The sequence below is a fragment of the Skermanella rosea genome, assembly GCF_016806835.2.
Taxonomy (GTDB): Bacteria; Pseudomonadota; Alphaproteobacteria; order Azospirillales; family Azospirillaceae; genus Skermanella; species Skermanella rosea.
This window is the reverse complement of the sequence record NZ_CP086111.1, coordinates 3,301,116-3,313,611: the sequence shown is the minus strand read 5'-3', so window position 1 is coordinate 3,313,611 and position 12,496 is coordinate 3,301,116. Positions and strand designations below refer to the sequence as shown.

At 69.0% G+C, this 12,496-nt stretch carries 12 protein-coding genes; 9 read left to right on the top strand and 3 right to left on the bottom strand.

Annotation, left to right across the window (positions count from 1 at the left end):
- Positions 1 to 235: 235 nt before the first annotated feature.
- The 3 genes from JL101_RS15365 to JL101_RS15355 form a co-directional block, all read right to left on the bottom strand.
- Entirely contained in the window at positions 236 to 580 is a 345-nt protein-coding gene (locus JL101_RS15365) for an HVO_A0114 family putative DNA-binding protein (protein WP_228434852.1), read from the bottom strand.
- The gene (locus JL101_RS15360; protein ID WP_203100503.1) at positions 577 to 861 is read right to left on the bottom strand and encodes a toxin-antitoxin system TumE family protein; all 285 of its coding nucleotides are present in this window, start codon (positions 859 to 861) and stop codon (positions 577 to 579) included. The genes JL101_RS15365 and JL101_RS15360 overlap by 4 nt, the downstream gene beginning before the upstream one ends.
- A gap of 205 nt (positions 862 to 1,066) precedes the next feature.
- Positions 1,067 to 2,518 (bottom strand): hypothetical protein, encoded by a 1,452-nt coding sequence (locus JL101_RS15355; RefSeq protein ID WP_203100502.1) that lies wholly within the window; start codon positions 2,516 to 2,518, stop codon positions 1,067 to 1,069.
- A gap of 368 nt (positions 2,519 to 2,886) precedes the next feature.
- On the opposite strand from JL101_RS15355, the gene chlG reads away from it, so the two are divergent.
- The 9 genes from chlG to JL101_RS15310 all read left to right on the top strand — a co-directional run bounded on the left by chlG (position 2,887) and on the right by JL101_RS15310 (position 12,414).
- On the top strand, positions 2,887 to 3,771 hold the full coding sequence (gene chlG / locus JL101_RS15350) for a chlorophyll synthase ChlG (RefSeq protein ID WP_203100501.1): 885 nt from the start codon (positions 2,887 to 2,889) through the stop codon (positions 3,769 to 3,771).
- Positions 3,768 to 4,964 carry a geranylgeranyl diphosphate reductase gene (locus JL101_RS15345; RefSeq protein WP_203100500.1) on the top strand — a complete coding sequence of 399 codons (1,197 nt, stop codon included), beginning with the start codon at positions 3,768 to 3,770 and terminating at the stop codon, positions 4,962 to 4,964. Before chlG ends, JL101_RS15345 begins: the two co-directional genes overlap by 4 nt.
- 37 nt (positions 4,965 to 5,001) lie before the next feature.
- A complete protein-coding gene (gene bchI / locus JL101_RS15340) occupies positions 5,002 to 6,102 on the top strand; it encodes a magnesium chelatase ATPase subunit I (RefSeq protein WP_203100499.1) in 1,101 nt (366 codons plus the stop codon).
- Positions 6,099 to 7,844 carry a magnesium chelatase subunit D gene (locus JL101_RS15335; protein ID WP_203100498.1) on the top strand — a complete coding sequence of 582 codons (1,746 nt, stop codon included), beginning with the start codon at positions 6,099 to 6,101 and terminating at the stop codon, positions 7,842 to 7,844. The genes bchI and JL101_RS15335 overlap by 4 nt, the downstream gene beginning before the upstream one ends.
- Positions 7,841 to 8,701: an alpha/beta fold hydrolase BchO gene (gene bchO / locus JL101_RS15330; RefSeq protein ID WP_203100497.1), complete on the top strand. Its 861-nt coding sequence runs from the start codon at positions 7,841 to 7,843 to the stop codon at positions 8,699 to 8,701. The genes JL101_RS15335 and bchO overlap by 4 nt, the downstream gene beginning before the upstream one ends.
- A gap of 110 nt (positions 8,702 to 8,811) precedes the next feature.
- The gene (locus JL101_RS15325; protein ID WP_203100496.1) at positions 8,812 to 9,726 is read left to right on the top strand and encodes an alpha/beta fold hydrolase; all 915 of its coding nucleotides are present in this window, start codon (positions 8,812 to 8,814) and stop codon (positions 9,724 to 9,726) included.
- Between the two features lie 52 nt (positions 9,727 to 9,778).
- Positions 9,779 to 10,804, top strand: a complete 1,026-nt coding sequence (locus JL101_RS15320; RefSeq protein WP_203100494.1) for a chymotrypsin family serine protease — start codon at positions 9,779 to 9,781, stop codon at positions 10,802 to 10,804.
- Between the two features lie 9 nt (positions 10,805 to 10,813).
- Complete coding sequence (locus JL101_RS15315) at positions 10,814 to 11,035, top strand: hypothetical protein (RefSeq protein WP_203100492.1); 222 nt, start codon at positions 10,814 to 10,816, stop codon at positions 11,033 to 11,035.
- Positions 11,036 to 11,211: 176 nt separating this feature from the next.
- Complete coding sequence (locus tag JL101_RS15310; RefSeq protein WP_203100490.1) at positions 11,212 to 12,414, top strand: MFS transporter; 1,203 nt, start codon at positions 11,212 to 11,214, stop codon at positions 12,412 to 12,414.
- Positions 12,415 to 12,496: the final 82 nt, after the last annotated feature.

Below are 12,496 nucleotides of genomic sequence, written 5' to 3'. Positions count from 1 at the left end.
GATCTTGGGTGCGCCGGCGCGGAAGTCAAACGGGGAGTGACGAAACCGGGCATCGAACCGTCGTGACCGGAATCCGGCCGCAGGGGTTCTCCCGGCGTCGGCGGCTACTGGCCTCCCTGAACGGACGCGATTCCGCCATGACGAGCACGCATCCAGGTGCGGGCGCCGACCGGTCCGGTGGTTTCAACCGGCGCGGCCTCTTCGGCCTGCGCGCCGGCACGGGCGCCCGTGGATGTCACGCCGCCTTGGTCAGCGTGAAATCGACATGAACGGCGTCGTAGGGGAAGACGACGCGGCCATCGGCGGTACGGTCGAGAATACCGGCGTTGAGCAGCGCCTGCACATCTCCATGCACCGCCTTGACATCGCGGCCGACGCGCCGGGCTGCCTCGCGGATCGTCATGGCACCCTCGCCGGTCATCGACTTCAGCAGTTCCCAGCGCTTGCGGGTCAAGGTCCGCCACAGGAGTTCGACTGACTCGAAAGAAATATGTGTATCTTGCCGTTCACCGCCGAACGCTGCCAAGGCCCGCCGCGTCACATCTTCGCGGGAAGCGATCGAGAGTGTCACGGTGTTCATGCAAGCCTCCATTGATCCACATCAAACCAGAAATCCGCCAGCAGCTTTGCCGGTGTCGTAAACGCATAGGATATCTCGACGTCACCTAAATGCTTGTGGTCGCCCTTGCCAGCTTCGTTGTCGTATCGGATTACGCACTGCCCGGCGACGACATAGGCCAATGCATATTCGTGGTCGTGCGCCGAACCCCGCACGGGTTCCGGGACCCGCCAGATACGCAGTTCCACGAAGACATCGGTCCTGATCTGGTGTCGCTCGCGGAGCAGCGCTTCGGCACTCATGTTGGAGTTTGAAACAACATTTCTAGGTGTTGTCAATCACTCCAACACATTGGAGGAGATTAGGGATTGCAAGTGATGAGCGGGAATGACATTCCGGCGGAAGCCCGCAGATACGGATTCTCCTCCAGCATGCTGTCGGGGAGTCCCTTTGGCAGGCGGCCAAGGGTGCGTTCCCCCAGTTGACGGTAGCAATCGGTGCCGGGCATCAGAAGCCGATGAAATCGGCCTGGGCGCCGCAACTGCGGATCCGGTTCGCGATATCCAGCACCCATTCCTTGGAGTACCAGTAGACGATCCGCTGGGAGCGCTGGGACATCATCTCGGCTTCCTGATCAGGGGTGCGGTTGCTGATCAGGGACCGGTTGAAGAGTGCGGTCAGGCAGGCCTGGGCTTCCCTGTCGCCCGGAGTCCAGATGGCCCTCACATAGTAGCGGTCGCCGCTGGAGGACGCCGTGGGGACGAGCAGCTGCGGTTGCGCCGTGATCCGCGCCGGATCGAGCTCTGGCATCGGCGAACGGGCGAGCACGCGGAGCGCCAGGGCAGGTTCCACGCGGGCCAGGATCGATGCGGCGTTGTCCGGCTCGGCAGCCAACCGCGACACTGCCGCGCTCAGCGCGGACTCCACGTCCGTCTGGGACAGCAGCCGCTTCGCCTTGCTGGCGAGTTCCGGATCGCTGTGGCGCACAAGGTCCAGCAGCGTGAGGATCATCGGCTCGGGTTCGGCGATGGATTGGAAGACTGCCATCCGGGTGTCCGGGGGCAAGCCCGCCAGGGTTTCGATGGCGTTGATCTTGCTGGGGACCGAGGATCTTTCGACCTGCAGGATCCCGATCTCGGGAATCAGGGAATCGACGGCCGGCACCCCGCCTGGACCCGGCGGAGATGGCTTCGGGGCGCATTGGACGATGTTCTGGAAGATACCGTCGGTGCAGTACGGGTTGTCGATGTTGGGAAGCGGGGCCAGGTTCTCCGATTTCCCGAGATCATTCAGGATCCGGCTCCTGCCCAGCCTCTCGCTCGGGGACTCCTCCCCGGTGCTCATCTGGGCCAGCGCGCTCGAGACCAGGTTCAAGCCTGGGCCAGAGGCGTCGGCGATGGTCTGCAACGAATAGCTGTCACCCTCCGCGTCATACTGGATCTGGTACCGAAGGTTCTTCTCGGGCACATAGGGGATCCGGAAGGTCCGGTATTTCTTCTCCTCGTTCTTGAAATATTCAAGCTCGAAGCTGTGACCCGGGCCGAAGGACCCGTCGCTGACGACGACGAAGTGAAGGTCGCGCCTCCTGGGAGCGTCGGGGACCGGGCCGGGCTTGTCCAGGGATCGGACATAGAGATCCTGGTTCACCACGAACTCGTGGGGCGCGACATTGACGACGCTGAACTGGTAAATCTTCCGCTGCGGCTGGTCCATCCACCAGAAATATGAGGCGAAGAAGATCAGGCTGATGCCGCAGATCCAGATCACGCCATGGATGGCCAGGTAAATCCTCGTCTGCCACGGGTCGGGGTTGGGCGAGTTCCTCGCGGCTTCGAGCTGTGCGTGGGTTTTGTTGGTGAGGAAAAACAGGACTATGACCGAGAAAGCGAAGACGCCGTAGCGGAAGGTGAGGGAGACCATCTCCTGGAATGAGGACATCGTCGTAACCGGGTCACCCATCGTCGCCTCCTTACCGTCTGGTCAGCAACAGGACGCATGAGAAAAGCATGCCATGGTATGAACAGAGGTCCTGCGAATCCCTAGGAAGTATACTATTGTTCCGCTCAAAAATCTTCGAGACCGAGTTCAGGGCCGATGATTGTGTAACATAGACGGGTCCGACAAATCAAACCGGCTTGGGGATACGCTTGCCGCAACGATCGAAACAAGCCGGAATTCCGCGGAAACTCTTCCGTCAAGCAGGGATTCCATTTCGATCTTGGTCCCATATCGGGGCGTGCGGTTTCGAAGGGGAAAGCGGCAGCCGGCGCGGCGCTCTATGTCAATGAGAGTTGACATTAGAATGTGTAAACAATCATACTTAGGGCATGGCATACCCGACCCCCTCCGCCGTCCTGGAACTCTTGAAGCCCATCACGTGGTTCGCCCCCATGTGGGCCTATGGCTGCGGGGTGGTGTCGTCGGGAGTTCCGGCAGGTGACCGCTGGCCGCTGGTGATCGCCGGCATCGTGCTGGCCGGGCCGCTGATCTGCGCCACCAGCCAAGCGGTCAACGACTGGTACGACCGCGACGTGGACGCCATCAACGAGCCGGACCGGCCGATCCCCTCCGGCCGGCTGCCGGGGCGCTGGGGCTTCTACATCGCGCTGGGCTGGACCGCCCTGTCCCTGCTGGTCGCCAGCGCGCTGGGGCCGTGGGGGATGGGGGCCGCCGTGGTCGGGCTGGCGCTCGCCTGGGCCTACAGCGCGCCGCCGATCCGGCTGAAGCGGAACGGCTGGTGGGGCAACGCAGCGGTAGGGGCCTGCTACGAGGGCCTGCCCTGGTTCACCGGGGCGGCTGTCATGATGGCGGCCCGGCCGGACTGGCGCATCCTGGCGCTGGCCGGGCTCTACAGCGTCGGCGCCCACGGCATCATGACGCTCAACGATTTCAAGTCGGTCGAGGGCGACCGGCGCATGGGGATCGCCTCGCTGCCGGCCAGCCTGGGGATCGAGCGGGCGGCGCGGCTGGCCTGCGCCGTGATGGTCGTGCCGCAGGTTGCGGTGGTGGCGATGCTGGCGCTGTGGCAGCGCCCGATCCATGCGGTGGTCGTGGCGCTGCTGCTGGGCGTCCAGATCTTCCTGATGTTCCGCCTGCTGGAAAGCCCGCGCGAGCGCGCTCCCTGGTACAACGCCACGGGGACCAGCCTCTATGTCATCGGCATGCTGGTGGGCGCCTTCGCGCTGCGCCAGACCTTCCCGGAGGTCCCATGACTGCCCAGAACCTGACTGACAAGATCTTCGACGCGGTGGTGGTCGGCGGCGGGCCGGCCGGGGCGACGGCGGCGGAGGACCTGGCGCGGCTCGGCCGTTCCGTCCTGCTGCTGGACAAGGCGGGCCGGATCAAGCCGTGCGGCGGCGCCATCCCGCCCCGGCTGATCCGGGAGTTCGCGATCCCCGACTACCTGCTGGTCGCCCGGGCGCGGTCGGCGCGGATGATCTCCCCGTCGGAGCGGCGGGTGGACATGCCGATCGACGGCGGCTTCGTCGGCATGGTGGACCGCGAGGTGTTCGACGAGTACCTGCGCGACCGGGCCGCCCTGGCGGGGGCCGAGCGGCGGACCGGCAGCTTCACGGCCGTCACGCGCGATCCCGGCGGCGTCGCCACCGTCCGTTACGCGGCCGCCGACGGTCCGGGCATGGCCCGCACCCGCGCGGTGATCGGGGCGGACGGCGCCGTCTCCGCCGTGGCCCGGCAGGAGGTCCCCGGATCGGACAGGATGCGGTGCGTCTTCGCCTACCACGAGATCGTGAGGTCGCCCCGGGAAGGCGCCGCCGATTTCGACGGGTCGCGCTGCGACGTCTTCTACCAGGGCCGGTTGTCGCCCGACTTCTACGCCTGGATCTTCCCCCACGGCGACACGACCAGCATCGGAACCGGCTCCGCCCGCAAGGGCTTCGCGCTGCGCCGGTCGGTCGGCGACCTGCGGGTCGCCACGGGGCTGGACGCGGTCGAGACGATCCGCCGGGAAGGCGCGCCGATCCCGATGAAGCCGCTCAAGCGGTGGGACAACGGCCGCGACGTGGTCCTGGCCGGAGACGCCGCCGGGGTCGTGGCGCCGGCCTCGGGCGAGGGCATCTACTACGCCATGGCGGGCGGGCGCTTCGCGGCGGAAGCGGTCGAAGCCTTCCTCTCCACGGGAGACGCCCGGGCGCTGGCGGGTGCCCGCAAGCGCTTCATGAAGGCCCATGGCCGGGTCTTCTGGATCCTCGGGATGATGCAGCATTTCTGGTACAGCAGCGACAAGCGGCGCGAGCGTTTCGTCGGCATCTGCCGCGATCCCGACGTCCAGAAGCTGACCTGGGACGCCTACATGAACAAGGAATTGGTGCGCGCCAAGCCGGCCGCGCATGTGCGGATCTTCTTCAAGGATCTGGCGCACCTGCTGGGTGTCGTCCGACCATAAGGTAAAGCCTGAACGGCTTTCAGTCCGGGAGTTGACCATGGCCTCTGTCGCGCTCGTCCATCCCGTCGCGGAAGCCCCGGCCGTGCCGCGGGCGGTGCCGGAACGCCGGTCGTCGCGCCCGCTGTTCCCGTTCTCCGCGATCGTCGGCCAGGAGGAGATGAAGCTGGCCCTGCTCGCCGCCGCGGTCGATCCCAGCCTGGGCGGCGTGATGGTGTTCGGCGACCGCGGCACGGGCAAGTCCACGGCGGTCCGCGCGCTGGCGGCCTTGCTGCCGCCGATGCGCGCGGTGGCGGGCTGCGCCTACAACTGCGATCCCGCGCATCCCGCCTCGCTGTGCGCCGAGTGCAGGGCCGCCCGCGCCGGCGGGGCGCTGAAGAGCAGGCGGGTGCCGGTCCCCGTGGTCGACCTGCCGCTGGGCGCCACCGAGGACCGCGTGGTCGGGGCGCTCGACCTGGAGCGGGCGCTGACCCGGGGCGAGAAGCGCTTCGAGCCGGGATTGCTGGCCCGGGCGCATCGCGGCTTCCTCTATATCGACGAGGTCAACCTGCTGGAGGACCATCTGGTCGACCTGCTGCTCGACGTGGCGGCGTCGGGCGAGAACGTGGTGGAGCGCGAGGGGCTGAGCGTGCGGCATCCCGCCCGCTTCGTGCTGGTCGGCAGCGGCAATCCGGAGGAGGGCGAGCTTCGGCCGCAGCTCCTCGACCGCTTCGGCCTGTCGGTCGAGGTGAGGACGCCCACCGACCTGGCGGAGCGCATCGAGGTGGTTCGCCGGCGCGACGTGTTCGAGCGGGATCCCACCGGCTTCATGGCGAAATGGAAGCGGGAGGAGACCCGCCTTCGCCGGAGCATCGAGGCTGCCCGGATCCGGCTGCCGCTGGTCCAGGTGCCCGACGCCGCGATCGAGCGGGCGGCCCGCCTGTGCATGGCTCTGGGCGCCGACGGGCTGCGCGGCGAACTGACCCTCGTCCGGGCCGCCCGCGCCATGGCCGCGCTGGACGGCGCCGGCGAGGTGCTGGACCGGCATCTCCGCCAAGTGTCCCTGCCGGCGCTGCGGCATCGCCTGCGGCGCAATCCCCTGGACGAGGCGGGATCGACCGCGCGGGTCGAGCGGGCCGTCGCCGACCTGTTCGACGCATGAGTTCCTGGGAGGATGCCGCAGCCGCCGCGGTGCTGTTCGCGGTCGATCCGGCGGGGCTCGGCGGTGTCTCGGTTCGGGCCGCTCCCGGCCCGGTGCGGGACCGCTGGCTGGACCTGCTGCGCGGTCTGCTGCCGGGAACCGCGCCGTTCCTCCGCGTGCCCTGCCATGTCACGGACGACCGGCTGCTGGGCGGCCTGGACCTCGCGGCGACCCTCCGGGCCGGGCGGCCCGTGGTCGAGCAGGGCATCCTGGCGCGGTCCGGCGGAGGTGTCGTCCTGCTGGCCATGGCGGAGCGGCTGCCGCCGGCCATGGCGGCCCGGCTGGCCGCCGTCCTCGACCGGGGCGAGGTCCGGCTGGAGCGCGACGGTTTCGCCCGCAGCCTTGATGCCCGCTTCGGGCTTGTCGCCCTTGACGAGGGCGATGCCGACGAGCAGCCGGCGGCGGTGCTGACCGAACGCCTCGCCTTCCACCTCGATCTCGGTGCCATTGCCATCGGGCAGGTCGGAACGCCGTACCGCTCCGCCGCCGATATCGCCGAGGCACGGCGGCGCATCGGCCAGGTCGCGGCATCCGGCGCGGTGGTCGAGGCCTTGTGCGGCACGGCGGCAGCCCTGGGGATCGGCTCGATCCGAGCCGCCTTGCAGGCCCTCTCCGCCTCGCGGGCCGCCGCCGCCCTGGAAGGCCGAAGCGAAATCGCGGAGGCGGACGCCGCGTTGGCGGCACGCCTGGTCCTGGCGCCGCGCGCGACGTGCCTTCCGGCGCCGCCGGAGCAGGAACCGGAGCAACCTCAGGAGCCGGAAAAGAACCCCGACCCTGTTTCCGAGCGCGAGAGTGAACCTCTGGAGGATGTCGTGCTGGAGGCGGCGCGGGCCGCCATTCCGGAAGACCTCCTCAAGCGACTGGGAAGCCTCGCCAATGCCGGCCGCCGTGCCCAGCCGGCCGGCAAGGCTGGCGCCGTCGCCCAGGCCGCGGGTGGACGCCCGGCCGGCCTCCGTCGCGGCCCCGCCCGGGCGGGAGCGCGGCTCAACGTCATCGAGACCCTACGGGCGGCGGCGCCCTGGCAGCGCCTGCGCGCCGATGCGCTCGATTCCGCTCCCGGGACAGTTTCCGGGACCGCTCCGCGCATCCAGGTCAGGCCGGAGGATTTCCGGATCGCGCGGCTGAAAAGGCGGAGCCGGACGACGACCATCTTCGTGGTGGACGCCTCCGGCTCCTCCGCCTTCCACCGGCTGGCGGAGGCCAAGGGCGCCGTCGAACTGCTGCTGGCCGACTGCTATGTCCGGCGGGACGAGGTGGCGCTGGTGGCGTTCCGGGGCAGGGAGGCGGAGCTCCTGCTGCCGCCGACCCGCTCGCTGGCCCGGGCGAAGCGCTGCCTCGCCGCCCTGCCGGGGGGAGGCGGCACGCCGCTGGCGGCCGGGATCGACGCCGCCTCCGCCCTGGCGGACTCCGTGAAACGCCGGGGCGGAACCCCGGCGCTGGTGCTGCTGACCGACGGCCGGGCCAATGTCTGCCGCGACGGCTCGACGGGGCGCGCCGCCGCCGAGGGCGACGCGCTCATCGCCGCCCGCCGGGTCGCCGCCGCCGGGCTGCGGGCGCTGCTGGTCGATACCTCCGCCCATCCGGAACCGGCGGCGCGGCGGCTGGCCGACGGCATGCGGGCACCCTATCTGCCGTTGCCCAGGGCCGACGCCGCCGCGATCTCCCGAGCCGTCCGAATGGCGGCACCGCAACCCGCTTCATGAGGCGGCCGGCCTGGGAGCGGGAAGGGCGCGGCTGGCCCCACCGCGAGACCAGCAGCTTCGTCACCGCCGCCGGCCTGCGCTGGCACGTCCAGCGGATGGGGGAGGGTCCCGTCATCCTGCTGCTCCACGGCACCGGGGCCGCGACCCATTCCTGGCGCGGCCTGATGCCGCTTCTGGCCCGGGACTTCACCGTGGTGGCCCCCGACCTGCCGGGCCACGGCTTCACCGACCCCTTGCCGGGTCATCGCCTGTCGCTTCCGGGCATGGCGCGGGCGGTCGCGGCCCTGCTCGAAACTCTTCAGGTCTCGCCGGATGTCGCGGCCGGCCATTCCGCAGGCGCCGCCATCCTGGCCCGCATGGCGCTCGACCATTTGATCCGCCCGCGCGTGATCGTCGCGCTCAACGGCGCCTTCCTGCCGTTCCGGGGGGCGGCCGGCCATCTTTTCATGCCGCTGGCGAAGCTGCTGGTCCTCAACCCGCTGGCGCCCCGGGTCTTCTCCTGGACCGCCGACGCGCGCGCGGTCGAACGGCTGATCCGCAACACCGGCTCGGTCCCGGACCGTGCCGGGATGGAATTCTATGGCCGGCTGATCCGCTGCCCGGGACACGTGTCGGCGGCGCTGGGCATGATGGCGAACTGGGACCTGCATCCCCTGGTCCGCGACCTGCGCCGGCTGGAGCCCAGGCTGGTCCTGGCCGTTTCGTCCGGAGATACCGCTGTTCCGCCGGAACAGGCGGAGCGGGTGCGCGGATTGCTGCCCTCGGCAGTGATCGATACGCTCGGGCGCCTGGGTCATCTGGCCCACGAGGAGCGGCCCGACCTGACCGCCGACCTGATCCTGCGCCATTCCCGCTGAGGGCCGCTCCGCTGAGGGTGGGCGAGGCACCTTTTCATCCCCAAGGTGTTGATCCGCTGGCGAGCAATCGAGAAGAGTGCTCTCCTGGAGCACGACGGCAGGAGTCCTTGATGATGCGCGCCCCAACCCTTCCCCCCGCGCTCGCCGGCGACCTGCGGGAGACCAGCCGGCGCGCGGGGCGTCTGGCCTACTATGTGGCCGGCGACGGACCGCCCCTGCTGCTGGTCCACAGCATCAACGCCGCGGCCTCCGCCTACGAGGTGAAGCCGATCTTCGAGCGCATGGTGGCGCACCGCCGCGTCTACGCGGTCGATCTGCCTGGCTACGGCCATTCGGACCGGTCGGGCCGCCATTACGACATCCGGCTGTTCACCGATGCGACCCACGACATGCTGGACGTGATCGCCGAGGATATGGGAGCCGAACCGGTCGATGCGCTGGCGCTGTCGCTCTCGTCCGAGTTCCTGGCGCGCGCCGCCGTCGAGCGGCCGGAGCGCATCCGCACGCTCGCCTTCGTCACCCCGACCGGCTTCAGCAAGGGATCGACCAAGGCCCATGGCGGGATCAGGACGAAGGCCTCGCGCGAGGTGCCGGGGGTCTACCGGTTCGTCAGCTTTCCGCTGTGGGGGCCGAAGCTCTACGACCTTCTGGTCAGCCGGCAGAGCATCCGGTACTTCCTGGAGCGGACCTGGGGTTCCAAGGGTGTCGACGACGGCATGGTCGATTACGACTACCTCACCGCGCACCAGCCCGGCGCCCGCTTCGCGCCCTTCGCCTTCCTGTCGGGGCGGCTGTTCAGCAGGGACGTGCGGGATCTCTATGCGCGGCTGTCCGTGCCGGTCTGGATGCCCCACGGCACGCGGGGCGACTTCAAGGATTTCAGTGGCGTGGATTGGCTGAAGGACAAGCCGAACTGGCGGCCCCAGCCGTTCGACGCCGGGGCGCTGGTCCATTTCGAGTGGCCCGACGAGTTCGTGTCCTCATATCTGGACTTTCTTGGCCTGGACTTTCTTGGCCACAGATGACGGCGATGGACAAAGATGGGGTGATGGATTGGAGTTGAGTTCGGTAAGGGCGTTGAAGGCCGAAGTTTCCGCGGACATCCTCGGACCGCTGCTGAGAGAGGCTCGGGAAGCACGCAGCTTCGGGCTGGCCGCCGGCCCGATCCGGCGTGCGGTGAAGCCGGAGAGGGGCGTCGCCCTCGGCATCGCCCGGGGACCCGGCCCGGACCAGTACCGTCTCGCGGTCCGTCTCCAGCGCCGCACCTTCGAGGATGACGGCGATTTGCGGCGCCGGCTCGAATCCGCGGCGCACAGCGAGGTGGATATCCGCTATGTCGGGCGCATCGCCAAGCGGACCACGGCCGATTCAGCCGTCCACGGTCCTATGCCGCCCTGGTTCCGCCTGCGCCAGAGGCCGCTGCTGATCGGCTGCTCGGTCGGGCACCATGCCGTCACCGCCGGCAGCCTGGGCGGATTCTTCAGGCATCGGGAGACCGGGCGGACCGTCCTGCTGAGCAACAACCATGTGCTGGCGAACGAGGACTTGGCCAAGGCGGGCGACGCCGTGCTCCAGCCCGGGCGGTTCGACGGCGGGCGGCGCTTCAAGGACCGCATCGGCACGCTGGCCGGCACCGTTCCGATGAAGACCGAGGGTTCCAACCTGATGGACGCGGCATGCGCCGTCATGGCCGAAGGGGTCCCCTTCGATCCCCGTTCGGTGACCGGCTTCGGCCTGCTGCGCGGCCTGCGAGACCGGCCGGTCGAACCGGGCGACGAGGTCGTCAAGATCGGCCGGACCACCGGCCTGACCCGCGGCGTGGTGACCGCCATCGAACTGGATGACGTGGTGGTCGATTACGACCGGGGCCAGATCCGTTTCGACCGGCAGATCGAGATCGAGGGAGCGGGCGACGGCGCATTCAGCAGCGGCGGCGACAGCGGCGCCCTGATCCTCGACCGCGAGGGCGACGCCTGCGCGCTGCTGTTCGCCGGCAGCGACCATGGCGGAAGCAACGGCAAGGGCGTGACCAATGCCAATGATTTAACCCTTGTCATGGAAACTCTGAATTTGGAACTGGCAGTCGAACAGCTTATTGCTTAAATTGAGACCATGTCGAACGTGTCGATAGACCAGGCCAGACGGGTGAAACCCAAGGCGGGCGAAGCCGCCCGCCGCTGCGGGACCGTGACCGGGGTCGGCATCACCAAGGTCGGCGACTCCTATGCGGTGAAGGTCAACCTGTGCGAGCCGGTGCCCAAGGCATCGCTTCCCGACGCCATCGACGGCGTGAAGGTGGTCTACGAAGTCCTGGGCAGGACCGCGGCGCGGTAGCGGGCCCTCCGGATTGAAGGGCATTCGAAAGATCCAGCGAAAATTGCCGGTGTCGGGCTGAAACAATTCCGCTCGATGCACGATCGCCATGGAAGGAGAACATGCGCGGAGCGCGTGTCTTCTTCCCATCCTCGCAGAATGGCGAGGGGGACGGGAGTGCTGGAGGACGGCAACGCATGAGGACACTATTCACTCCGACCATCCGGCTGACGACCGCCGGTTTGATCGCCACGGCCGTGGCCTTCGGTCCCGCCCGCATGGGATTCGGCCTCTTCCTGCCTGCCTTCCGGGAAGAGTTCGCGCTTTCGACGTCCATGGCCGGAATGATCGCGAGCTCGGGATTCCTGGCCTTCCTCGTGGCGCTTCTGGCGAGCGCCTGGATCGGCCGGCGATTTGGCGAGCGCGTCGCGGTCACCACGGGCGCCGTGGCGGCGTCGATCGGTTTCGCGACCGTGGCGGCGGCCGGGAGCTCCGGCATCCTTGCACTGGGCATCGCCCTCGCCGGAACCAGTGCGGGCCTTTGCTGGGCGCCGTTCAACGACGCGGCCGAGCGCGTGGTGCCCAGCGAGGCGCGCGCCACCGCGCTCTCCGTGGTATCGACCGGAACCACCTTCGGAGTCGCGGCCGCCGCCGGGCTCGCGCTCGCCGTGACGGAAGGAGCCCTGGACTGGCGGGGAGCCTGGATTGGCTTCGCGCTCAGCGGGCTTGCCCTTGCCGCGATCGCACAGGTCGGGCTGCCGTCGAGCCGGGGCCGGAAGCCGACCCCGGAGGGTTCCCCCGACACGCGCGCGGCAGCGGGCGGCCTTACCCGGCGCGCTGCCATTCCCCTGTATGGTGCTGCGCTCTGCTTCGGGATAACGAACGCGATCTTCCTGTCCTTCGCGGCCGACCGGGTCGTGGCGGCCGGCGGCCTGCCTGGCCTTTCGGACGAGGTGGCCTCGGTCGTGATCTTTCTCGCCTACGGGATGTTCGGCGTGCTCGGCCTCGCGACCGGGCGGATCGAAGCCCGGATCGGGCTTGCGCCGCTGCTTTGCCTGATCTTCACCGCAGCGGCTCTGTCGCTCATGCTGATCGCGGTCGCGCCGACGTCGTGGATCGCGGTGATCGCAGCCTCCGGGCTGCACGGTGCGGCGATCATGATGGTGAGCGCGGTGTTCTCGTTCTGGAGCGTGCGGCTGTTTCCGGGGCGCAGCACTCTCGGTTTCACGGCGGCGCTGCTCTGCATGGCGGCCGGCAGTGTGCTCGGTCCGGCGCTCGCAGGGCTGCTGGCAGCTGCTCAGGGTCCCCTGCCCATGTTCCTGGCCGCCGCCACGCCGCCGCTTGCCACGGCGCTGTGGTTCGGCGCACGGCTGAAGCGCATCCAACCGAGCCCGTCCTGATTCTCATGCCCGAACCTGAGTACCGTAGCTCGGCCTCGGCCGAAGGCCGACAGCGTGGAGGGTGCGGTTCATCGCTCCGGTG

What these genes read in the sequence shown, in the direction of transcription:
- JL101_RS15310 (WP_203100490.1), top strand. Translation starts at nt 11,212, where the DNA reads ATGAGGACACTATTCACTCCGACCATCCGGCTGACGACCGCCGGTTTG.
- JL101_RS15335 (WP_203100498.1), top strand. Translation starts at nt 6,099, where the DNA reads ATGAGTTCCTGGGAGGATGCCGCAGCCGCCGCGGTGCTGTTCGCGGTC.
- bchI (WP_203100499.1), top strand. Translation starts at nt 5,002, where the DNA reads ATGGCCTCTGTCGCGCTCGTCCATCCCGTCGCGGAAGCCCCGGCCGTG.
- bchO (WP_203100497.1), top strand. Translation starts at nt 7,841, where the DNA reads ATGAGGCGGCCGGCCTGGGAGCGGGAAGGGCGCGGCTGGCCCCACCGC.
- JL101_RS15355 (WP_203100502.1), bottom strand. Translation starts at nt 2,518, where the DNA reads ATGGGTGACCCGGTTACGACGATGTCCTCATTCCAGGAGATGGTCTCC.
- JL101_RS15325 (WP_203100496.1), top strand. Translation starts at nt 8,812, where the DNA reads ATGATGCGCGCCCCAACCCTTCCCCCCGCGCTCGCCGGCGACCTGCGG.
- chlG (WP_203100501.1), top strand. Translation starts at nt 2,887, where the DNA reads ATGGCATACCCGACCCCCTCCGCCGTCCTGGAACTCTTGAAGCCCATC.
- JL101_RS15315 (WP_203100492.1), top strand. Translation starts at nt 10,814, where the DNA reads ATGTCGAACGTGTCGATAGACCAGGCCAGACGGGTGAAACCCAAGGCG.
- JL101_RS15365 (WP_228434852.1), bottom strand. Translation starts at nt 580, where the DNA reads ATGAACACCGTGACACTCTCGATCGCTTCCCGCGAAGATGTGACGCGG.
- JL101_RS15360 (WP_203100503.1), bottom strand. Translation starts at nt 861, where the DNA reads ATGAGTGCCGAAGCGCTGCTCCGCGAGCGACACCAGATCAGGACCGAT.
- JL101_RS15345 (WP_203100500.1), top strand. Translation starts at nt 3,768, where the DNA reads ATGACTGCCCAGAACCTGACTGACAAGATCTTCGACGCGGTGGTGGTC.